This is a genomic window from Clostridium saccharoperbutylacetonicum N1-4(HMT) (genome assembly GCF_000340885.1).
Taxonomy (GTDB): Bacteria; Bacillota; Clostridia; order Clostridiales; family Clostridiaceae; genus Clostridium; species Clostridium saccharoperbutylacetonicum.
The window spans coordinates 6298103-6321500 of record NC_020291.1; the positions used below are offsets into that span (position 1 = coordinate 6298103).

A 23398-nucleotide genomic window follows, 5' to 3' on the forward strand; every position below is an offset into this window, starting at 1 on the left:
AAACTCTTAACTCTTAACTGAATAAACGGGGGATCTATATGAAATTTATAACTTTTAAACATAACAATAAAGAACAAGTCGGTATATTATCCAAGGATAACCAAAATATTTATCCAATAAATGCTCTTGGTGTAAACTATACCTCTATGAATTCTTTAATTGAAAATATAACAAATGAAGAAATAGCTGAATTAAAAACCAAAATAGAGCGAAATACTCCTGATATTCTTTCTATTAATGATGTTTCTAAGCTCGCTCCTATACCTAATCCAAAACAAGATATTATCTGCTTAGGTATAAATTATATGGCGCATGCAGAAGAATCTGCAAGGTATAAAAAAGAAGCTTTTGATAAAAATAGAGACTATGCAGTTTATTTTTCCAAAAGAGTAACTGAAGCTATTGGGGATGGCTCTTATATTCCTAGCTATCCTGAACTTGTAGATAGCTTAGATTATGAAGTTGAATTAGCAGTAATAATAGGTAAAGATGCCAAAAATATATCTAAAAAAGAGGCTTTTGACTATGTTTTTGGTTATACAATAATGAACGATGTAAGTGCTAGGAATTTGCAAACAAGACATAAGCAGTGGTACTTTGGAAAGAGTCTTGATGGGTTTACTCCAATGGGACCTTGTATTGTCACTAAAGATGAATTTGCAACACCACCAGTACTAAAAATATGTTCAAAGGTTAATGGCGAATTAAGACAAAATAGTTCAACGGACCTTATGATTACTTCTATTGAAGCTGCCATCCACGAATTATCTCAAGGTATGACTTTAAAGGCAGGTACTATTATTGCAATGGGAACACCCGCTGGAGTTGGCATGGGCTTTCAACCTCCACGTTTCTTAAAAGCTGGTGACATAGTTGAATGTGAAATTGAAGGAATTGGACATATAAAAAATATTGTAAAATAAACAATATCCCAATATGATGTAAATAATATTTATATCATATTGGGATATTTTCTATTACTGCTGTTATATATTAGAAAAGAAAATGAGGGTGTTTCATATAACTGAAACGCCCTCACTTTCTTATCCTATTGTGTCCTATGTTAATCCTATTGAAGAATAACCTAATTAAAATTCCAAGTTAAATATGTAAATAAACCATGCACCTCGCTTTGTTATTAGTTCTCCATACGTTACTAATGCAGTTAGCTCAGACCAGATTGATCCACGGCACATGAAAGGGACCACTTATCGCTGCTTCCTTCCAGACCTGACGAGGTTCGCGGGCTTCCATTGCGTGGGACCCAGTCCTCAACACCACTTACAAAAGTCAGACTACAGATTGCTAATACCTAAGCGAGGAATTCAATCCCGCTATAGCGGATTGCAGGTTACAGGGCACCGCTAACTCCCCATCTAGCATGGCAATGGTGGAATGCCGAGGGCTTGAACCTCAAAATCTTCTTAACTTTAAGAAAACTTTCGTCCCCTTTGGACGCCAAACCATATTAATCATTACCTTGATCAAAACATTACACCTACCATTTGTACTAAACATTCTCATTCTCTTAATACAAACTAAATATATAATATTTTTGATACTTGTTAATGATAACATATAAAATTCTTAAATTCAAGGATATTATATAGATAAAATTTATTAATTCCTTACCAAAGCTTACATAATTTTTATTTGATATATTTATTTTCTTAAATTAAGTTGAAATAATTCTTTAAGGCTTATTTAAGTTTATATCTTATTTTTAAAATTTCAAATAATCTACATTATTCTTCAACAAGAATAATATGCTCCCTTTCAACAATTGATAAAGCTTCAAAAATAGCCACTAAATTATTATCATTAACTTCATTTTTATATTTTTCATAATAACTTATAGCATGTTCTTCCTTTTGCTTTGCTAACTTTAAAAGAGCACTATCACTGTTATATTTATCATAACTAACTTTATTTAACTCAGGAACTTTAGTAAATCCCCCCAGCCTTTGATGCACTTTAGAATGAAACGTCTCTATTACTGACAACGCTTCAAACATTTTTTTAATTTCATTATCCTTTGCTTTACTTGCTGCTGTTCTATAAAAGTCACCATTGAAAAGTTCAAGTTTAACAGCATGGTCTAAAATCTGTAAGGTTTTTTCATCAAGCAAATTAGCTTTCACTTCTATGATTTCACTATTTTCACTTAGATACTCCTTGTTCACGCCACAAAATGGACAGTACATAATATTGTCTATAGAATTTTTATTAGCAAAAGCGCCCTCATTAAAATTATAGTTTTTTTCATTTATGTCCATACCACATATTGTACATTTCATTAAATCATTACTCCCCATATCATCTTTTATCATTAAAATATTAAGAACCACAAAAACAATCACCCATAAAAATTAACACCGTGCTTATTATACCACATTCTATGCACAAATTCTTGGTTGCAGAAAAGTTCCGTATTGTGGCATAGCTACTCTTTTCATAGGTGTAAATTCTTAAATTCTTGGCAATTTTATCACTCTCATATATTTATGACAAGGATTATTAACCAAAAAGTTTACATAATGATTTCGCTAACACAACCCCACCTAAACTTAAAGATAGATTAAGAAAAATATTAGCAATTCCAAAAAAATATCTTCCACTGCTTATTAGGTTAATCGTTTCAAGACTAAATGTTGAAAAGGTAGTAAGTCCACCCATAACTCCTGTAGTTAAAAATAACTTTAATTCTGGAGATATTAAATCTGTAGATACACTTAATTCCACTATCATCCCAATGAGAAATCCCCCAACTACATTCACTATCAATGTACCTAATGGAAAATCAGAGTTTATCATCTTAGTTGATTGAATCGTAACTAAATATCTAATTACAGCGCCAATCCCGCCACCTATTCCAACAAATATAATTTTTTGCAAATCGTCACCTCCATTTATCTTTTAAAAATAAACCCGCTTTTTCTCTTCTTTAATTTGTAATTCAATATTTTAATGATTATCGTAAAAATAATTAATACTCCTATTATTAACATAAATTCCATCTCAAATAATTCTTCAGGTAATGCATTTATTATTGGATCAATTTTAGGATCAAAAATCCAATAGTCATTTCTGAAAAATAACTTATGAAATAAATAGAAAGCTTTAGAAAAATCCGTTACAGCCCCTGCAAAAACAGATACAAAGATCACTGCCATTATATTTACGCTACTATTTAAACTTTTTATAAGCTTTTCGGCTAATTTATTATTTCTATTTCTTATTATATGTATAATCATTGCAATTATAAAAACTATACTAAAAACATATAAGGCTATAAATATTCTTTTTACTTCATAAAAATGAATTTTTCCAAAACTGCTCATAGGCACACTATTATATGTTAGTTCTTTTATAAATGGATTCTGAACATAATCTATTGTTCTTTTGTAATTTTCCATTAAAATTTCTGCTGATAAACCAGTATATTTGATTAGGTCATATTTATATATTGCATAGTTATATATACTTGTTATATTTAAAACTAATAAAACAGCAATAGAAATAATTGAAATTGCATAAAATATATGAATAAATAATTTCGATATTCTTCTTATAACTTCTAGAAAGACCTTATTAATATTAAATCACCCCTTTAATAAAATTCTGAAATAAAACCACTTATAATTATAAAATTATAAATGGTTCTATGTAACTTGCCAATATATTATATTGTATTTTTCTCCATAGAAATATTAACTTCAACAGTCATATCTCCAACTCCCATAGTAACACAAACAACTTTATCAGAGCTTGCATTTGCAGTGAATTTTCCATGAACAAGAGTTGGCGTAGAAATATTTATTATAATATTATCTTGTGAAAAATTAGTTGCAACATTTGCCGTTAACATATTTGTAAGTTCTGAAATAGCACTTTGAGCTAATTCATCAAAATCATTTACAGGCATCCCCATCATCATTGCTGATGCAATTTTCTTTGCATCCTCTAATGACAATCCATAGATTACATTACCTTTAATATCACCAATGATACCAACTATAATAACAACTCCTGGACTTTCTATAAATCTCCCCTTAAGACTTACTCCTTTTTTCTCTACTGCTGGTAATCCCAATTGTGGCATTACATTAATAAAAGAACTTATTATTGGATTTAAATAATTGACATCCATTCCCCTTCACCTCTTCCAAATCCTACACTTATTGATAAATCTCCAAATTGAGTTTTTACATCAGCTGAATATGTAATATCTAATTCTGCTTTTGATATATTAATTGATTCTCCATGAAATGTTGTTGGAGGAGCAACTCTTAATCCAAAAACTTTATTCTTTTTATTCATCATTGAACATGCATTTCCTGCAATCATATTAACTATTTCAGACATAACATTAAGCATTTCTTCATGATTTTTAGGTTCTCTCTTAAGCAATACCTTTGCTATATTCTGTGCAGTATCAAATGACATATCAAAAATAGTTCTACCTGAGTATTTACCTATAACTCCCATAACTATAGAAATACCTTCACTAGTTTTTTCTACATTTTCATTACTTTCATTAACTATTTCTGGTATTGTTTTAGTAAGTCTATTGAATATATCCAATACAGCTTGTTTAAACATAGGAGAATATAATTTTTCAACTTCTGAAAATAACTCTTCATCTCCCATAACTCTATTGATTAATAGTGTTAATTCTTCTGCATCAACTGGCTTTTGAGCATATCCAGATACATGTGTCTTTTTAGCTTTCTTTACTATTTCATCATCCATCATAGAACTAACAATTATAACCTTAGTATTAGGATTTATCTTATGTATTTCTCTTGTACATTCAAATCCATCAGTTCCAGGAATAGTCATATCCATAGTAACTAAATCTGGTTTTGTTTCCTTTGCCACTTCAATAACTTCTTCTAAAGAACTTGCCTCACCAACAACATTAAATCCGCTTTCAGTCAACAAATCCCTCAATAAAGCAATTTGAAAAGGTGAGTCATCAACTATCATAATATTCACTTTTTTCATAAATTACACCTGCCCTTTTACTCTTATATTTATAATTAATTCACTTCATCTTAATATATTATTTATATATTTATGTACCTTGAATTCCAAAACACTTCGACAAAAACCAATAAGTATACTTTTTGTGAATTAACCCCTTAATATTATTATATTTTAAACATTAACAATACTCAACAAATTTAAAAAATTTATCGTTTTTTTAGTATAAATAGTACTCTCTATGTATTTATGTCTTCACTTTCTTTATTTTTGTTTCCATAAGGCACTTCGATAATATCCAAGATAAACATAAAAACTGGAATCCCTATAACTAACCCTAAAACTCCGCCTAAATGTTCTGAAACCAAAAGAATACTTAAAGTATAGAATATTGGAAGCTTTGTCTTTGAAGACATTAACTTTGGATTTAATATATAAGCCTCAAAAGCATGAAGCAATGCAATCATAACAAGCACATATACTACTTGTATTAATCCTCCATTATTAAAAGCAACTATGCTTAGAGGTACTAATGATATAATAACTCCTGCTACAGGAATAAGTCCAAGTAACATTACCATAACTCCAAATCCAAGCAAATGTGGGAATCCGATTATTGATAGACCTATAGCTGAAAGAATTCCATTAATTGTGGCTATTACAATCTGAACCTCAATAACTTTTCCGAAAGATGAAACAAATTTTCTTCCAAAGAACTCTACTTCATCAAAAAACCAACCTATTTTACTTTGTTTAAATTTTGATGTAAATTCACTAACAACTTGCTTCTCTAAAAGTAAAAAAATACTTAAAATTAATGCAATTATAATGTTAAATCCTACTCTTCCTATATTAGTTATATAAACTGCAATATAGCTTATACCTTCTGTAGAAAAAATCGTTCCATAAACTTTATCCAATCTCTGTCTTACAAGTTCAAAAATCGGATTACTCTGTGGAGCATTATATATCTGAGTTACTTGCTTAACCACTTGCCTAAATTCATGAACAACTAATGGTAAAAAGTCTATAATCACTATAAACAACATAGCTGTTACCACCAAAGATACTGTCATTATCATCAATTTATAATTTATTCTTATTTTATCCTCAAGTTTACGTATGAAATACTTAGAAACACTATTAATTAGGAATGAGAATACAAATGTTAAGAGTATCAAACTAATCATACTTTTCATTGCATATAAAAATAAGAATATTAATAGTATAGATATAAACCTTTTAAATCCCCTGCTTCTCACAATCTGCATCATACTTGGCATTATTACTACTCCTTATAACTTATATTAAATCTTATTAATCTCTATAATTCTCCAATAAATTCTAAAAATACACCTATCTTTATACTATCAGTTTTACTTTTCCATGTAAATAAAATTAACCTTAAATTAAAGGCTGCCCAAAAGTATTATCATCTAATCAAAATTCAATATTTCAATCACCTAACTTTTAGCCAGCCTTAACCTTAACTACTTAAATTATTTAATTTTAACTAGCAGTTCACCTGTCTTAACTTGTTTTCCTTCTTCTGCAAATATCGCTTCAATTGTTCCTGTACCAGATGCAACAATATTTGTTTCCATCTTCATTGCTTCTATTACAAGTAAACTGTCACCTTCCTTTACACTATCTCCTTCTTTTACAAGAACTTTTATTATAGTTCCAGGAATACTTGCTCCAATCTCTAATTTATTATCAGGATCAGCCATTTTAGATGAATTGTCTACACCTGTATGGTTTATAATTCTTTCAGTTTTATCTTTTATCTTGATTTCTCTTCTATTTCCATTAATTTCAAAATCCAAAGCTCTATTTCCTTCTTCATCTAACTTGCCTATTTCAACTAATTGAATAATCATTGTTTTACCTTCAGCAATTTCAATTTCACTAGTTTCTCCTTCAGCAAGTCCATGGAAGAATACGTCACTACCCATACGACTTACGTCACCATATTCTAATATAGACTTAATATATGTTTCAAATACATCTGGATATAATGCATAACTTATTATGTCCTTCATACATGGAGTAAATTTATATTTATCCTTTAAATATGTTCCAATCTTATCAAAATCTTCTGATGGTAATAATTCTCCAGGTCTAACAGTTATAGGTTCTTCTCCCTTCAATACAAGTGCCTGTAATTCCTTAGGGAATCCTCCTTCTGGCTGACCCATCATACCTTTGAAGTATGATACTATAGAATCTGGGAATGCCATATTTTTAGCTTTTTCAAGAATATTTTCAGGAGTTAAATCATTTTTAACCATGAAAATTGCCATATCCCCAACCATTTTTGATGATGGAGTAACCTTGATTATATCTCCAAGCATATCATTTACCTTTTTGTACATGTGTTTTACATCATTAAATCTATGTCCAAGTCCAAAGCTTTCAACTTGTGGTTTTAAGTTTGAGTATTGACCACCAGGAATCTCAAATTTATAAATTTCAGCACTTCCTGATTTTAAATCTGATTCAAATTGACTATATACAGGTCTTACTGTATCCCAGTAATCAGATAATTTTTGAATACCACTTAAATCAATACCTGTATCTCTATCTGTATTTCCAAGAGCTGCAACAATTGAGTTTAATGCAGGCTGACTTGTAAGTCCTGACATACTATTAAAAGTTGTATCAACAATATCAACACCAGCATCTGCTGCCATTAATACTGTGGCAACACCATTACCAGTGGTATCATGAGTATGAAGATGAATAGGAATTGAAATCTCATCCTTTAATGCAGTTATAAGCTTTTTAGCTGCATAAGGTTTAAGTAACGCTGACATATCTTTTATAGCAAGGATATGTGCTCCCATTTTTTCGATTTCTTTAGCTTTATCTACATAATATTTTAAGCTATATTTATCTCTAGTCTCATCTAAAATATCACCAGTATAACATAATGCAACTTCTGCCACCTTATTACATTTTAAAACTTCATCTAAAGATACTTCTATCCCCTTTAACCAGTTAAGTGAATCAAAAATTCTAAATACATCTATTCCATTTTCTGCTGATTCTTTTATAAATTCTCTTATAACATTATCTGGATAGTTTTTATATCCCACTGCATTTGCTCCTCGAATAAGCATTTGGAACATAACATTTGGAATTCTCTTTCTTAAAGATTCAAGTCTCTTCCATGGAGATTCCTTTAAGAATCTATAAGCAGTGTCAAAAGTAGCTCCTCCCCACATTTCAAGTGAAAATAAGTCATTTCCATAAACAGCTGTTGCCTTTGCAATATTTTTCATATCTTGAGTTCTAACACGAGTCGCCATTAAGGATTGTTGGGCATCTCTCATTGTTGTATCTGTAAGAAGCAGTTTCTTTTGATCCTTTATCCATTTAACTACACCATCAGGCCCTTGTGCGTCTAATATTTGCTTAGTCCCACTTAATCCATCTAAAGAAGTTATAATTGGAATATCCGGTACATCATATTCCCTTTTCTTTCCTTTAGTTTCATTTACAACTTTTTCTCCGATAAATTTTAAAATTCTATATTCTTCATCACTTCTTGCTGTAATATCAAATAATTGAGGATTATCAGCTATGAAGTTAGTATCACATTCACCTTTTTTGAACTTTTCATTATTTAGTACATTAATTAAGAAATCTACATTAGTCTTAACTCCTGAAATTGTTAATTCCTTGATTGCACGAATAGATTTTCTTACAGCATCATCAAAAGTTCTTGCATATGCAGTACTCTTTACAAGTAAGCTATCATAATATGGACTAATTATCGCACCACTATATCCATTTCCTCCATCAAGTCTGATACCAAATCCTGATCCAGTTCTATAAACATCTATTTTACCTGTATCTGGAGAGAAGTTATTTGCAGGATCTTCTGTAGTTATTCTACATTGAATTGCATATCCTCTTGGTTTTATATCGTCTTGAGAATAAATTCCTACTTCCTTAGAACCTAACTCATATCCTTCTGCTATTAATATCTGACTTTGAACTATATCTATACCTGTAGTCATTTCAGTAATTGTATGTTCAACTTGAATTCTTGGATTCATTTCAATGAAATAATGATTTCCATGCATGTCAACTAAGAATTCTAAAGTTCCTGCACTTCTATATCCTACAGATTTAGCTATTTTAAGTGCATCAGCACAGATTTCTTCTCGTTTTTCTTGAGTTAAAGATAATGCTGGAGCAATTTCAATAACTTTTTGATGTCTTCTTTGAATAGAACAATCTCTTTCATAAAGATGAACAATATTACCGATTTTATCTCCTAATACTTGTATTTCAATATGCTTTGGTCCTTCAATATATTTTTCAATGAACATATCGTCATTACCAAAAGCCTTTTTAGCTTCATTTTTTGCATTTCTAAAAGCAGCAAGAAGTTCTTCATCACTTCTTACTATTCTCATACCTCTACCACCGCCACCTGCAGCAGCCTTAATCATTACTGGGAAACCACACATTTTAGCAACTTCAAAAGCTTCAGCTTCAGAATCTATAGGCTTTTCTACCCCTGGTATTACTGGAACCCCAACTTCTTTAGCTACTATTTTTGATTTGATTTTATCCCCTAATTTATCCATCATCTCTGATTTCGGCCCTATGAATTCTATCCCAGCTTCTTCACACCTTTTTGCAAAATCAGGATTTTCTGATAAGAAACCATACCCTGGATGTATTGCATCTACATGCTTTTTAAGTGCAAGGCTTATAATCTCATCAATGTTTAAATAAGCTTCAACTGGCCCCTTGTTTTTCCCTATTTGGTATGCCTCATGAGCCTTAGTTCTAAATAATGCGAACTTATCTTCTTCAGTATATATAGCCACTGTTCTTATGCCAAGTTCATGACATGCTCTGAAAATTCTTATTGCTATTTCGCCTCTATTAGCAACTAACACTCTTTTAAATTTTTTCCCCAATTAAAATACAACTCCTTTGTTATATATTTATAATTCTATAATTTAATTGCTTTAAAAACGTATATTATTATAGAAAACGCTAATTATAGAACTATTAACTAAAATATCTAATAAAATATTTCTATTAAAAAAATATTCAAGTATAATATTATTGCAATTTTTATAACTAAAATATTGTAATTATAAAAATTATACTTCAAAAAATCAATATATAGATTATATCACATTTCAGCGCATATGATACATAATATTTATCTTTTATATTAATTTTTACATTATTTTATTTTAACAACGAGTCGTTTTATTTTATTAATTATGAAATTATTTTTTTTAATAAATTCATTTTTCTGCTTTTATATAAATTCTAGCCAACATATTCCGATATAATTAATACGTACAATAAATTCATTTTCACTGTTAACATATGTATATTTTTTATTAATGGCTACTTATCTCAATATATATTATCTGCCCATTTTACAGCTTCAATATATATTTCTGACATTTTGCTGGCATCTATGTCAATTTCCTTTGCATAATGCATAACATTTTCCCATTGGCCTTTTTCATAGCTAATAGCTAATTTTAACATTTTATTTAAAGGATCATCTTCTTTAATTAAACCATTCTTAATTTCATCAACTATACACAAGTCATTAACTATAATATTGATAGGACAATTTAAAATAACATCTGCTACTGAAAATAATCCTGTCATATATGCTGAAAAAATTCTTTCTTTATATTTGCTCATATTACATATGAACTCACATACTTTTGCTCTTTGTAATGAAACTTTCAATAATTCACTTGCACAATTTCCTTTTAGGTCATTTAATAAAATAACATAAAGCCATTTTATTATTTCTTTTTCTCCTAAAAAAGTAATTGCTTGTCGTATTGAGCTTACTTTACTTCTTATATAATAAATTGAAGAGTTAATTAACTTCATTATCTTATATGATATTCCCAAATCTCTCATTATTAATTTTTCTAAGTCACTAAAATTAAACTCTTCTTTATTTATTAATTTCAAAATTTTTAAGGCTGTACTTTCAATTGCTGGAATACTTTTTCTTGATAATATTATTGGCTCACTAAAGAAATAACCTTGAAAATATGTATATCCAAGTTCTAAGGCTTCACTATATTCGTTTTTATTTTCAACTTTTTCAGCTAAGAACTTTATATTATTGTTTATTTTTAATAATTCAAATATCTTTTTCCTTTCATATCCTTTTGTAATTCTAAAATCTACTTTTATTATATCCACAAATTCTATAAATTTAATATATTGTTCATCATAAATAAAATCATCTAGTGCTAATGTATATCCCTTATCTTTGAGTTTTTTGCAGGCAAACAATACCTCATCAGTTGGTTCTATATCTTCTAAAATTTCTACTACTGCATGTTCACATGGAAGTAGTGTTGGTATTTCCTTTATGAGCAATTCTTCTGTAAAATTTATAAAAGCTTTTTTATTATCTGCTATATTTTTAATACCAAAATTATAGAACGAGTTCGTTATAACACTTAGTGTTGCTTCATCTCCATTAACACCATTATAGAAATTTTCACATCCATTTCTATATAATAGTTCATATGCAATAACTTCTTTATTCCTATCAAATATAGGCTGTCTCGCCACAAATATATCCACCTAACCCCATTCCTCTCTCTAATAATTACTCTATATAATTTTATCACTTTATTTATAGCACCATTACTTTTACTATAATTTTATCATTTGATTCTAGCCAAATTCTAATATAAAGTATCCACTAACCCAAAAAAACATATAATCCATAAAAATTTTTAAAATATTATAGATCATATACTCTTTCAACTCTGCTAATTATCTTCAATATTTAAAGTAATATATTTTGAGCACACTTCTTTTAATCTATCAGATAAGTTTATATCATACTCTGTTAATAATTTATTTTTAAGTCATTTAATTTTTCTTACTATTTCTGAAACTCTTCCAAAACCGTCAAGTATAACAAAAAGTTTATAATAAATTTCTTCTTCACATGGAATAAGCAGAATAATCAATTCTAAAATATCTATTATATCCATACTCATGTAATTTAGTTGATTTTATATATCCTTTGATATATAAGAATGTACTTATCAATTCACATATTGTAATATAAGTAATCACCATATAAAATGCGATTTCTTTTTCATATACAAGTACATTAAAATGTCCATTGCTCACAAATTCAAATTTTGAAATATATATATGATGGAATTTATTCGTAAAAAATGTTACGTAGAAGAATACAAGACATGGTATCATAACAACTTTGAATACTTTTACATATTTTCGCGACATTCTAGTATAATCCAAACACATTAGAACCCCAAAATATGGCTCTGTTAAAATAGGAATATGTTCTAAATCAAACCATTAAAGCTGTTGAAATTTCATTTGAATTTAACTCTCCGATGTATGTCGCATCATAAGTCATCATAGATAATACAATAATAAAATATTTAGCCCCAGAAATTGATTTTCTCTTGTATGAATACAGTATCAATACAACGCCACTTACTATTGATATAACTAGTATCAAGGTCAACAGTAACCTTACCATAATTGCTTCCCCACCACCAACAATTTTTATTATTAATTCATCAACATTTTCTCATATTAGCCTTAGTATAAATACTTACTTTAATTGAGTATCATTATATTGTATTATACTATTATTTTATTTGTTCTACAATTATCAATTCAAGTTAGGAACTGCTCATTAATTTTATATATATTAGCCCCATATATCAATATTTAAAATAATTCTTTAATATTATTAATCAAGTAAAAACTATGTTGTTTAGACAACATATAATTTAAGTAAATCCTCAATTTCATCTTGTGGCAAAGGCTTACTAAAATAGTAACCTTGAATAATATTACAGCCTAATTCCTTTAGTAAATTAAGTTGTTCCTTTGTCTCCACACCTTCAGTAATTATCTTATATTTTAGGGTTTTAGATAATTCAATTATACATCTAATCACCGCCTGATTACTCTCATTTTTAATATCATCAACGAATGATTTGTCTATTTTCAGTGTACTAATTGGCAATTTAGTTAAATAATTTAGCGAGGAATATCCAATTCCAAAATCATCTAAAGCAATACTTATTCCATTATTCATAAGTTCCTTTAATTCTTCTATCTTCTCTTTACTAATTTGCATTAAAGTTCCTTCTGTTATTTCTAATTCAATAATTGACGGTTTAATGTTATTTTTCAAGCATCCAGACAATACCTTTTCTATAAAATCACTTTCTTTTATCTGTATTGGAGATACATTTATTGATATTGTATTAAATTTGTACCCTCTGTTTTGCCAAACATTTACATCCTTTAACACCTCATCAAAAACCCATTTTCCTATCTGAACTATAAACCCACTACTTTCAGCAATTGGAATAAATTCATCTGGCGAAACATTTCCAAGTTTATTATTCTTCCATCGCAAAAGTGCTTCAATTCCAATAATTCTATTATTTAAAGAATCTATTTGTGGTTGATAACAAATAGATAATTCTTTATCTATTATTGATTTTTTTAGTTCAACTTCAATTAAGGCTCTTCTAAAATACTCTTCTGATATTTTTTTATCAAAAAAGAAGCATTTATTTTTTCCAATTTGTTTCGATTTATATCTCGCAAAATCACAAAATTTTAATAATTCATCTATTTCTGAACTATCATGTGGAAAAACCGCTATACCTAAACTCACTGTAAGAAAAATCGAATCTCCATTGATTTCAAATGGTTTATTAAGTCGTTCATGAATTTTGTTACATACTTCTTCTATTTCTTTTATGTAATTAAATTGATGAATTATCAAACCAAAGTCATCTCCACCTAATCTGCCTAATTCACCAATTTCAGAAACCAACTCATTAATTGCTTGAGAAAAAACCTTTAAAACGCAATCTCCAAAGACATTGCCCAGATTATAATTCAATGTTTTAAAGTTATCAATATTAATATGTATTAATGCACCTTTTTTATTATTATGTTTATTTTTCTCTATTGAATATTTTAATTTTTTCAAAAAAAAGATCCTATTTGGTATTTTAGTTAAGCTATCGCATCCTTCAAATACATTGTCTTCCGTGACATTAACTATTATTCCCGAAAATAAATCGTACGTTTCAGCTTTACCCTTAATTATTTTACCCTTAATAAAAATCCATCTCACTTCTCCATTTTGAGTTTTAATTCGAAATATACTTCTATATAAGGTTGACAAACCTTTAATATAATTATTAAATTCTTCTATTGCTAATATTTTATCTTCTTCATATGCAATACTTTCTATGAATTCAAACATATTACTAATATTTTCAAATTTACACCCAACTATTTCTTGCACTTTTTCATAAATTATCATTTCACCCTTGTTTATACACCATTCTAAAACTCCAAAATCTCCTCCCTCAATAGCGCGACTCAATATTTCTTCATTCTTTATGTTGTATAAATTATGCATATTACACACCTCTTATATATTTATTAAATATTAATTCAAAAGGCTTATACGTCACTATTAAAACGTTCAATATGTATTAATAGTACAAAATAGTTATTTTGTATTGTTTCAGTATAGCATAAAATTGTATAAAATCCAAATATTATTAATTTAAGAATACTATTAGCTAATTATTTGCTCAGAATCTTATCATTTTTAATTTTTATCCAATAATAGACAGTTACAATTTTACATTTATTTAAAAATTATATATTTATATATACATTAATAGTACAAAATAACTATTTTGTATCATTTTCATAAAATACGTCATTCTTTTTGTAAAATCATATAATAATGTCAGTTTCATAAAGGAGGATAAATCATATCTAATGAAAATTTTCAACTTCGATGTAACCAAAATATTAGAATATTATTCGACGTCTCTAAAAAAACTTCGTTTTAGAAATAAAATAGATATCAACAGTTTGGCCCTTAGTATAACTTATATATATTTTTTATCATTAATTATATTCCCTATATATTATTATATGATAACGGTCTTTTTCTTTTCCAATAAGTCACTAACTTTAGCTGTAAATATGATTACCAATTCACTATTTATATTCATAGCTTTATTAATAAGTTACTTTTTTATTAATAAAAGAATTCTAGAATTATTAAAATCAAAAAATGAGTTACAATCTTCAAATATCTTACTCGAATCAGCTTTAGAAAGTTCACAGGAACTCATGTTTTTCTCTTTGGACAAAAATTATCGTTATATTGCTTTTAATAATATTTATAAAGAATTTATTTTTCTTTTATACAAAGAGGAAATAAAAATTGGTATGAATATATTTGATATTATTAAAAATGGTACTAATAAAGAAGGTATTAAAAGTGATTTTGATAAAATCTTTAATGGCGAGAGTTTCACTACTATCAATAAATATTCAAATTCATATTGGCAAAGTTACTACTCACCATTAATATCAAAAAAGAATTCAATTGTTGGATTAACATCTTTTGCACTTAATATCACTACACTAAAAGAAAATGAAAACAGAAGTTTATTTTTAAGCTATCATGATGAATTAACCGGACTTTATAACAGACGCTTCTATGAAGAAAATTTAAAGCACATGGATATCAAAAATAATTATCCAATTTCCATTATTGTGTCAGATGTGAATGGGTTGAAATTTACAAATGATGTATTTGGTCATGTAGCTGGGGATGAACTTATAAAAACATTTGGTGAAATTCTGCAAATATTTTGTAAAGAAGAAGCTGTTATTGCTCGCATCGGAGGAGATGAGTTTCACATAGTACTTCCAAATACAAATTCTCTACAATCGAAACAGCTCATAGACAATATAAACGACTACATACAAAATAATCCCATTGAGAAAAGTGTTTTATCTGCTTCATTTGGCACAGCAACAAAATATAATTCTTATAAAACATTAAATAAAATATGCAATAAAGCTGATAATTCTATGTATAGTCAAAAACTTCTTAATAGAGATATTTTTGAATCTAAATTATTAAACTATTTAACTTCAAATTTAAATGATAGCAGTTTAGTCCAACATTTTCATGGAAGAGAAGTGAGTTTACTTTGTAAGAAATTAGGCATTGCATTAGGTTTAAGTACAAATCAAATAAGAAAACTTGAATTAGCAGGCTTATTTCATGATGTCGGTAAAATAGCAATTAATTGCGATATATTATCCAAACCTAATCAACTTACTATGTCTGAATTAAATGAAATAAAACGTCATTCTGAAATCGGATATAAAATACTTAACTATTTAAATGAATATAGAAATATAGCTAACTATGTATTATATCATCATGAAAGAGTCGATGGTCTTGGCTATCCACAAGGATTAAAGGGCAATAAGATACCTTTCTTTTCGAGAATTATACATGTTGCCGAGGCTTATCATTCGATGACAACTGACACCATATATAGAAATGCTTTAGATATTGAAGATGCCGTAAATGAACTAAAACTAAATGCAGGCAGCCAATTTGATACATATATTACAAGAACCTTTATTGAAAAAGTTTTATGTGTTAATTGGGACTAAACTATTTATCAAATAACTATCCTTCTATATCCTATTCTAAGATGATTATTATGTACTTTCTTCAAAAATAATTGGTTTTAAAATAATTATATGTTACAATAAAACAGTTCAAAAAATATATATTGACTAATTTTATCATAAGGAGGTTAATTTTGAAAAATAATTCTAGTGAAAGAATAAAATATTTAACACAATCCGAAGCAACGAGACTCTTCGACTCAATAGAGAACTCTTTCGATACACATAAAACAAGAAATCTAGCTATTTTTAGAATTGCTTATAGATGTGGTTTAAGAGCTTCTGAAATTTCATTATTAAAATTCGAAAATTATAATAATTCTAAAGGTGAACTTTATTGTAAAAGACTAAAAGGAAGTAGCAATAACACTATAAGATTAGACCAAAAAACCAAGCAAATTTTAGATAGCTATATTTTTGAAACAAATATAACTGATGAATCTAATTTTCTATTCAAAAGCCAAAAAAGTAAGCCTATCTCAAGGCAAACCCTTGACTATTTGATGAAAAAATATTGTTCTTTAGCTAATATTTCTGACAAAACCAAGCATCATTTTCATGCATTGAAACATACTACTGCAGTTCATTTAGCTGAATCAGATATGGATATAAAAGAACTTCAGTGGTGGTTAGGACATAAAGCTATATCTAATACTGAAATATACTTTCAATTTACCACAAAGCAACAAGAAAGAATGTATAGTAAACTTAATGAAAAAAGTGAAATGGTGTAAAATAAAAAGTATCTAGCTAAGCAGATACCTTTTATTTTAATTTATTAACCCCTTCATTATTTTAAATTTTAAATTTAGATATTTCCTCCATTAACTTTTCAGATAACTGTTTCAATTCATCAGTATCATGACCAAATCTATCCATGGTAGCTGTAACTTCTTCTGCTGAAGCAGTTACTTCCTCTGTTGATGAAGCTGTTTCTTCTGAAATAGCCGAACTATTTTCTATTTGCACAACAAAGAGCTGCTTTTGAACTTGCATATCGTCTATTGAAGTCTCCACCTCTATAACTCTCTCTGTTAAAGTTGTTATAGAAAATAATATATCATTAAATATTTTTTCTGTTTTTGTTACTGCTTGATTTTGCTCTAAATTAATGTTCTTAGTTCCATTCATGGCTTTTACTGCAACATCAGCTTTTGCTTGAATTTCTTCTATTATTATTTTAATTTGTTCTGTTGATTTTCTTGATTGTTCGGCAAGCTTTCTAATTTCATCAGCAACTACAGCAAATCCTTTTCCTGCTTCTCCTGCACGAGCAGCCTCAATTGATGCATTTAAAGAAAGTAAATTTGTTTGCTCTGTTATTTCATTTATAGCATTTGAAATTGTACTAATCTTTTTTACACTCTCATTCATATTAGAAACTATATCCGAAACCTTTGCCGTTGCTTCCATTGTTTCGTTATTTTTATTAATTAAAACACTAACAATTTCAATACCATCCTTACTTAAATCTTTTGTATTCTGTGATACATTGCTCATATCTTTTGTTACATCTGAAATACTATCTAATTTTTTTGACAAATCTTCAATCCCTGTTACTGTCTCCTGAGAATTCTCAGCTAAATGAATAGCCCCTTCAGATATTTCTGAAACAGCTAATGACACTTGTGACATTGAAGCCGTTGTTTCTTCAGCCATACTTGAAAGATTAGAAGTCGTATCAAGTACTGTACTGGATGTCCTTTGGGCACTTTCCAGTAATTTCCCTATGTTTTTTATCATATCATTATAATCTTGCCCAAGTTGTCCCAATTCATCTTTTGATTTAACATCTATAACTGTAGATAAATCTCCATGGGAGGCTTTTGCAAATACCTCTTTTAATTTTTTAATATTTAAAGCTATTCCCTTGCTTAATAATAACGACATAAAAATAGAAATAAAGAACATTATTAATATTATTATAGATGTTGTTATTATTATAGATCTTGTATCATTTGATAATTCACCTTGTTCCAATGAAGCTATTAATTTCCAGCCTGTTAATTCATTTGTTTTGTATACGCCAAACTTTTGTACTCCAAAATAATCGTAAGTAATAAATCCACTTTCTCCTGACTTGACCTCCTGCCAATAAGACAATTTTGTAACTGTATCGGTATTAATTAAACTCTTATCAGGATGAGCTAATGTCATTCCATCTGGATCAGTGATAAATACATATCCTGAATTTCCTATTTTCTTAGTTGATATACGCTCTGTAAGAGTTGATAAAGTACAATCCATTCCAATAACTCCTACAATTTTACCATTCTTTAATACAGCTTGTACTATCCCAATAACGGTATTTCCAGTTACTGAATCTACATATGGTTTAGTTATAACAACCTTTCCTTTAGCTTTCATTCCCTCTTCATACCAAGATCTTTTTCTTGCATCATACCCATCCGGCATTTTTGAATTGGGATATATTGCAAATTTACCAGATTCACTTCCATAATATGTGTCAAGAATGTCTTTATTGCTTTCCTTTAAATTTTTCAATAAATCTGGCACATAATTGAAATCATCTTCAAAATCAACATTCACCACATTATAATTATTTGCCATCATTGTAACTCTATCCGTGAATCCTGTAAAATAATCATTTAATCCACTATTCACTTCCGAAAGTGTTTGTGTGCTTGTAGTAACAAGTTTACTATTTAATATTGATTTTGATTGATTATAAGAAAAAAAACCTAATATAATTAATGGAATTATACAAATTGAAATCAAACTAATAATTAATTTAGTTCTAATACTATTAAAATCTAATTTTTTTAACAAAAATATGTCCCCTTTCATTTATCGCGTACATAATAAGACTAAAAAATTGTTTTTATACCAATCAGTTTATTATCACTATTTTTTAAAAAGAATACAAGATAATATTTGTTAATAATGCTTTAATTATCATAATGGTTACATACATCTCTTAAGAATTCGTGATATTTCATTATTTTTAATCAAAATACCTACAAGCTAAATCTTGTTCCTCTGAAATGATATTTTTATATAAAAAAAGATAAAGTATAGCTTTAGATTTATATAAATCCTTTCACTATACTCTATTTACTAAATTTATTTAATTACTCTATCTACCTAATCAAATAATCTATTATATTGATTCTATGAACTTTCAAACTTATAGTTAATCAACTTTTTTATTACTTCTTAAATCATTAATTATTGTTTCATAACTTATCTTTAAAAATTTTATCATTATTATATAACTCCTTGCATAATCTAGCTTGGTAAGCATATATTTTATAAGTTTTACTTGCTACTTTTTAAATTTCTATAAAATATAATTAGAATTTTCAATATCAGCAGAGTTTTACTTTAATTATATAAAAGTAAAACCCTAAATTGCCTTAAACACAATATATACTCACTGTAAAAACTTCACATATAATATTTTTCAACTATAAGTTATATTTATACATCTTACGTACATTTTAACCAATATATATATCAATTGTATTTTTAGAACTAAAATTATCCTTTAATAATTCGTATTGAACTCTGCACCCACCACTTCTATAAGCATTTTCTATATAAGACAATTCCATCTTTTTACCATTCAATAATACTTTGGTAATACTCTCCCCTTGTTTGTTTATATGATAAACAAACGTTACTGGAATATGATTTACATGAAAATCAAACTTTAAATTATCCAACTCTTTAGGTATTACTGGATCAAGAATCAACAAATTATTATTCATACGGATACCTAATAAATTTGTAATTATTTGATTTACATATATACCAGGGCCACTTGAATATATCCTCCATCCACCTTTTACATTAACATCACCAGTTCGTAGTTTTTCAAAATTCTCTTGAAAATCATATCTTGTAGCAAATTCACCATCTGAACTGCTAAAGTAACAATTACTTTGTCTTAACTCAGCATTTGATACTTTTTCACTAATGTTAATTGGGTTTATCCTCATAACTCCATCCCATGCTCTATTTGCATCACCAACTTTTGCCATCGCCTCTATATATCTAATGTGAGCATGCACATATTGTAAACCAATTTCCCTGCCTACATTAGATGCTTGTTCGGCACGTTTAAAAGTTTCACTAACTCCACCCTTATAAAAAGCCGGACAGTTCATCAATCGAACTCCATCAGGATGCATAAGTTCCCTATCAATAATAGCTATATTTTTTTCTGCCTGGTTTTTATCAACTAATTCACTAATAATACTCCTTGTCATTGGCAAAAGACGATACTGAATACCTATTTTCTTGTCTGTAGGATGTAGCATATATTCCATATGCTCTTTATCTTCAAGATATACAAAACCAGGAATGACACCATCTTTAATTAAATATTTTTCAAACGATTCTTTAATATCCATATACATTTGAACCAATTCTTTCCCATAAGAAACATCAACTTTGCCAATTTCTTCTGCTAATAACTTTATTACTTGATAAGCAAGAGTAACTGTCCAAGCACTGACTAAAGACTGTTTTAGTTCTTCATTTGCTGGTTGCAAGGTGTCATCCCAATCACCTCCACCATAAGAAATTAAATTTGTATCATATAAATATCTATCTTTTATACTACAAATACTTCGTTTTATATGGTCAAGAATACTTTCTTTATTTTTTGTAGCCACTCCATCTTTAAAATGACGATATCCCACTTCACATTTTAGAATAGAATTATCACCTGTTACTCTTATATAATCTCCTACAACTTTTAATGGCCAAAAAACCACATCACCATGACAATCATATTGACGGAAATTATATTTATCATACATAAACCATTGTGGCCATTCTCCGCTTTCATAAAATTGATTTTCAAAAATAATTTGAATTATTTCCCTTACAAGACTGCTATGACCAGTTGACAAGAAGTACTCCAAAGGTCCTTGACAAACATCTCTTGTTCCCCAGGCTGCACCTCCGGGCTGCTCTAATCCATGCGGTGCTATATAATGAATCATAGCATTATGGGTATACCACCAAAGTATTTCATTAATTTTCTCAATATTTTTTTGCTCTGATCCAGACAACGATAGATTAAATCCACCCATAAGTTTCTTATAAATATCCAAGTATTGCTTTTCATTTTCTTTAAAACTTCCTAACCCGATATCTTCTACTATTTCTTCACTATTGTCTTCAATTCTTCCAGAAATAATAATTCTGAATGTATTAACAGACTTTGTGCTAATAGTTAAGAAAGTATGATTGTACGAATTGTTGTTTTCAAAAAAAACTCTGTCATCACTCATTTCAAATTCAGTACCTTCTATTCTCATTTTATAATACAAATTTGGATAAACTTCTTTTATCAAATTATCTTCATCAGGGATAAATATTAGATCTCTATCCTTTTGAATTACTTGAATTTTTTCGTCATATTCCTGATTACCCATAACAAGTTGTTGAGTAATAATAAATTCATATTCGTATCCATTTTTCGAAGTTACTTCTAATACAATATCCGCTTTCTTTGCAATAGAATATGAAGTAATAGTTAGTATATCATTTCCTATTTTATAAAACCATCTACTATAATTCATCCCCATTTCATATACTGCCGGAAGTGTTAGTAAATGATATATTCCCTCTATTTTCACATATATTCTTTGTCCAGAATTCTTGAACAAATTTAAGTGTCCTCTTGCGGTTGAAATAAGTTTATGCATATTTGTATTTCCAACCACTACATGAGAATTAAAAATTCCATACATATAGTTTGTAGAACTTATTATCTCCCTACTCACATATTCATCATCTACCGTTGTCAAAATAATATGTCCATGTGGACGCTCCACAGCTAATTCTTTTTCTCTCATGACTACATGACTGTGTTTTTCCGTAAAGAAAGATAGAAGTTTATCCCCTCCATATTCTTCAAACTTTTTGCTAGGGAAATAAGAATCAAGTTCTTCCTTTAATAACTGTTCTGATGCAAAAGGATCTCCAAATGTCTTTTTCATATGTATTTTTTCTAACTCTTTGGATTCTTTTTGCTTTTGTCTATCACTAGAAAATAACTCATAAGCAGATAGCAACTCTTCCTCATAATCAATTTTTTCAATTCTATGTGTATAGTTTGATTTTATTAAACTATAAAAAGTTATATTTTTTCTTCCATCTATGTTCATTTTTTGTGTCTGCATTCCTATATATGCCATCTCAAACTGATAATTAGCATTTGGCAAACCTTTTTCTAAAATTTCTGGCTTATTTGTTTCTTTATAACTTTTTCCAAAAAATTGCATAGCATCTGTACTATATGCAACAATTTCTGTATCAATACTCCCTTGTTGAATATAAGGAAATCCATATTCTTGCTCTTGGTTTTGCCTAGAACTTACTACATAACCATGCTTTCCCTTCAAAATTGTATGATCTAGATATTGGCTAACATACAACTCATTAGTGAGTGTATCATTCTTTCTTGCAAGACTAATATCCTGACCGTATATAAAATCAATCTCTTCTCCATTACCTTCTAAAGATATTTCGTAAAAATAAATACCCTCTTTTTGTAAGACAAATGTTATTTTATAAACAATCCCTTCTGTTTCTCCAGTCCATACAGCTTCTTTCTCATTTATATAAAACCTACTATTTGATTTGACTCCTAATAACGGCAATATTTCAATTTTTTCCTTTTTATGAATTCTAATATAAATATTATTTACTGAACCATCAATGCAATTTCCTAGATATTGATTGATCATTATATTGTCTACTAATATTTGATGTATATCTCCTGTTGGTAAAAATTCTACTTTTGTACTACCATTTTTTATAGAAAATACATCTATCTTATTATCTAATATCATCCAAGATCCTCCTGTAATTTTTATAA

16 protein-coding genes and 1 other RNA gene are annotated in these 23398 nt (G+C 28.3%); 3 read left to right on the forward strand and 14 right to left on the reverse strand.

All coding sequences use genetic code 11. The features are described from left to right. Positions 1-38 precede the first annotated feature (38 nt). A complete protein-coding gene (locus CSPA_RS27380) occupies positions 39-923 on the forward strand; it encodes a fumarylacetoacetate hydrolase family protein (protein ID WP_015395661.1) in 885 nt (294 codons plus the stop codon). Positions 924-1118: 195 nt separating this feature from the next. On the opposite strand, the gene ffs is transcribed toward CSPA_RS27380, so the two are convergent. From ffs to CSPA_RS27430, 12 genes are all read right to left on the reverse strand, one after another. Continuing rightward, an RNA gene (ffs, locus tag CSPA_RS29360) (signal recognition particle sRNA large type) lies at positions 1119-1385 on the reverse strand. A gap of 360 nt (positions 1386-1745) precedes the next feature. Then, positions 1746-2297 (reverse strand): ferritin family protein, encoded by a 552-nt coding sequence (locus CSPA_RS27385; protein WP_015395662.1) that lies wholly within the window; start codon positions 2295-2297, stop codon positions 1746-1748. A 220-nt stretch (positions 2298-2517) separates the two neighbouring features. Then, positions 2518-2895: a fluoride efflux transporter CrcB gene (gene crcB / locus CSPA_RS27390; protein ID WP_015395663.1), complete on the reverse strand. Its 378-nt coding sequence runs from the start codon at positions 2893-2895 to the stop codon at positions 2518-2520. A 14-nt stretch (positions 2896-2909) separates the two neighbouring features. Next, entirely contained in the window at positions 2910-3596 is a 687-nt protein-coding gene (locus tag CSPA_RS27395; RefSeq protein ID WP_335620479.1) for a TIGR01906 family membrane protein, read from the reverse strand. A gap of 86 nt (positions 3597-3682) precedes the next feature. Further along, positions 3683-4150 (reverse strand): chemotaxis protein CheX, encoded by a 468-nt coding sequence (locus CSPA_RS27400; RefSeq protein WP_015395665.1) that lies wholly within the window; start codon positions 4148-4150, stop codon positions 3683-3685. After that, the gene (locus CSPA_RS27405) at positions 4132-5007 is read right to left on the reverse strand and encodes a response regulator (protein ID WP_015395666.1); all 876 of its coding nucleotides are present in this window, start codon (positions 5005-5007) and stop codon (positions 4132-4134) included. The genes CSPA_RS27400 and CSPA_RS27405 overlap by 19 nt, the downstream gene beginning before the upstream one ends. Before the next feature lie 218 nt (positions 5008-5225). Next, positions 5226-6269 (reverse strand): AI-2E family transporter, encoded by a 1044-nt coding sequence (locus CSPA_RS27410; RefSeq protein WP_015395667.1) that lies wholly within the window; start codon positions 6267-6269, stop codon positions 5226-5228. Between the two features lie 216 nt (positions 6270-6485). Further along, positions 6486-9926 (reverse strand): pyruvate carboxylase, encoded by a 3441-nt coding sequence (locus CSPA_RS27415; RefSeq protein WP_015395668.1) that lies wholly within the window; start codon positions 9924-9926, stop codon positions 6486-6488. Positions 9927-10380: 454 nt separating this feature from the next. Beyond that, positions 10381-11577 (reverse strand): EAL and HDOD domain-containing protein, encoded by a 1197-nt coding sequence (locus CSPA_RS27420; protein WP_015395669.1) that lies wholly within the window; start codon positions 11575-11577, stop codon positions 10381-10383. Positions 11578-11958: 381 nt separating this feature from the next. Continuing rightward, positions 11959-12282, reverse strand: a complete 324-nt coding sequence (locus tag CSPA_RS29365) for a histidine kinase N-terminal 7TM domain-containing protein (protein WP_241393360.1) — start codon at positions 12280-12282, stop codon at positions 11959-11961. Positions 12283-12334: 52 nt separating this feature from the next. Next, on the reverse strand, positions 12335-12529 hold the full coding sequence (locus tag CSPA_RS27425; RefSeq protein ID WP_017810909.1) for a hypothetical protein: 195 nt from the start codon (positions 12527-12529) through the stop codon (positions 12335-12337). A 240-nt stretch (positions 12530-12769) separates the two neighbouring features. Further along, positions 12770-14446 (reverse strand): bifunctional diguanylate cyclase/phosphodiesterase, encoded by a 1677-nt coding sequence (locus CSPA_RS27430; RefSeq protein WP_015395670.1) that lies wholly within the window; start codon positions 14444-14446, stop codon positions 12770-12772. Between the two features lie 830 nt (positions 14447-15276). On the opposite strand from CSPA_RS27430, the gene CSPA_RS27435 reads away from it, so the two are divergent. Both CSPA_RS27435 and CSPA_RS27440 read left to right on the forward strand, forming a co-directional pair. After that, a complete protein-coding gene (locus CSPA_RS27435; protein WP_241393359.1) occupies positions 15277-16524 on the forward strand; it encodes a bifunctional diguanylate cyclase/phosphohydrolase in 1248 nt (415 codons plus the stop codon). Positions 16525-16676: 152 nt separating this feature from the next. Further along, entirely contained in the window at positions 16677-17276 is a 600-nt protein-coding gene (locus CSPA_RS27440) for a tyrosine-type recombinase/integrase (RefSeq protein WP_015395672.1), read from the forward strand. Positions 17277-17337: 61 nt separating this feature from the next. Here the strand turns inward: CSPA_RS27440 and CSPA_RS27445 are convergent, their stop codons facing one another. Together CSPA_RS27445 and CSPA_RS27450 are read right to left on the reverse strand one after the other, a co-directional pair. Continuing rightward, positions 17338-19350, reverse strand: a complete 2013-nt coding sequence (locus tag CSPA_RS27445; protein ID WP_015395673.1) for a methyl-accepting chemotaxis protein — start codon at positions 19348-19350, stop codon at positions 17338-17340. 653 nt (positions 19351-20003) lie between these two features. Continuing rightward, complete coding sequence (locus CSPA_RS27450) at positions 20004-23372, reverse strand: GH36-type glycosyl hydrolase domain-containing protein (RefSeq protein WP_015395674.1); 3369 nt, start codon at positions 23370-23372, stop codon at positions 20004-20006. Positions 23373-23398 lie beyond the last annotated feature (26 nt).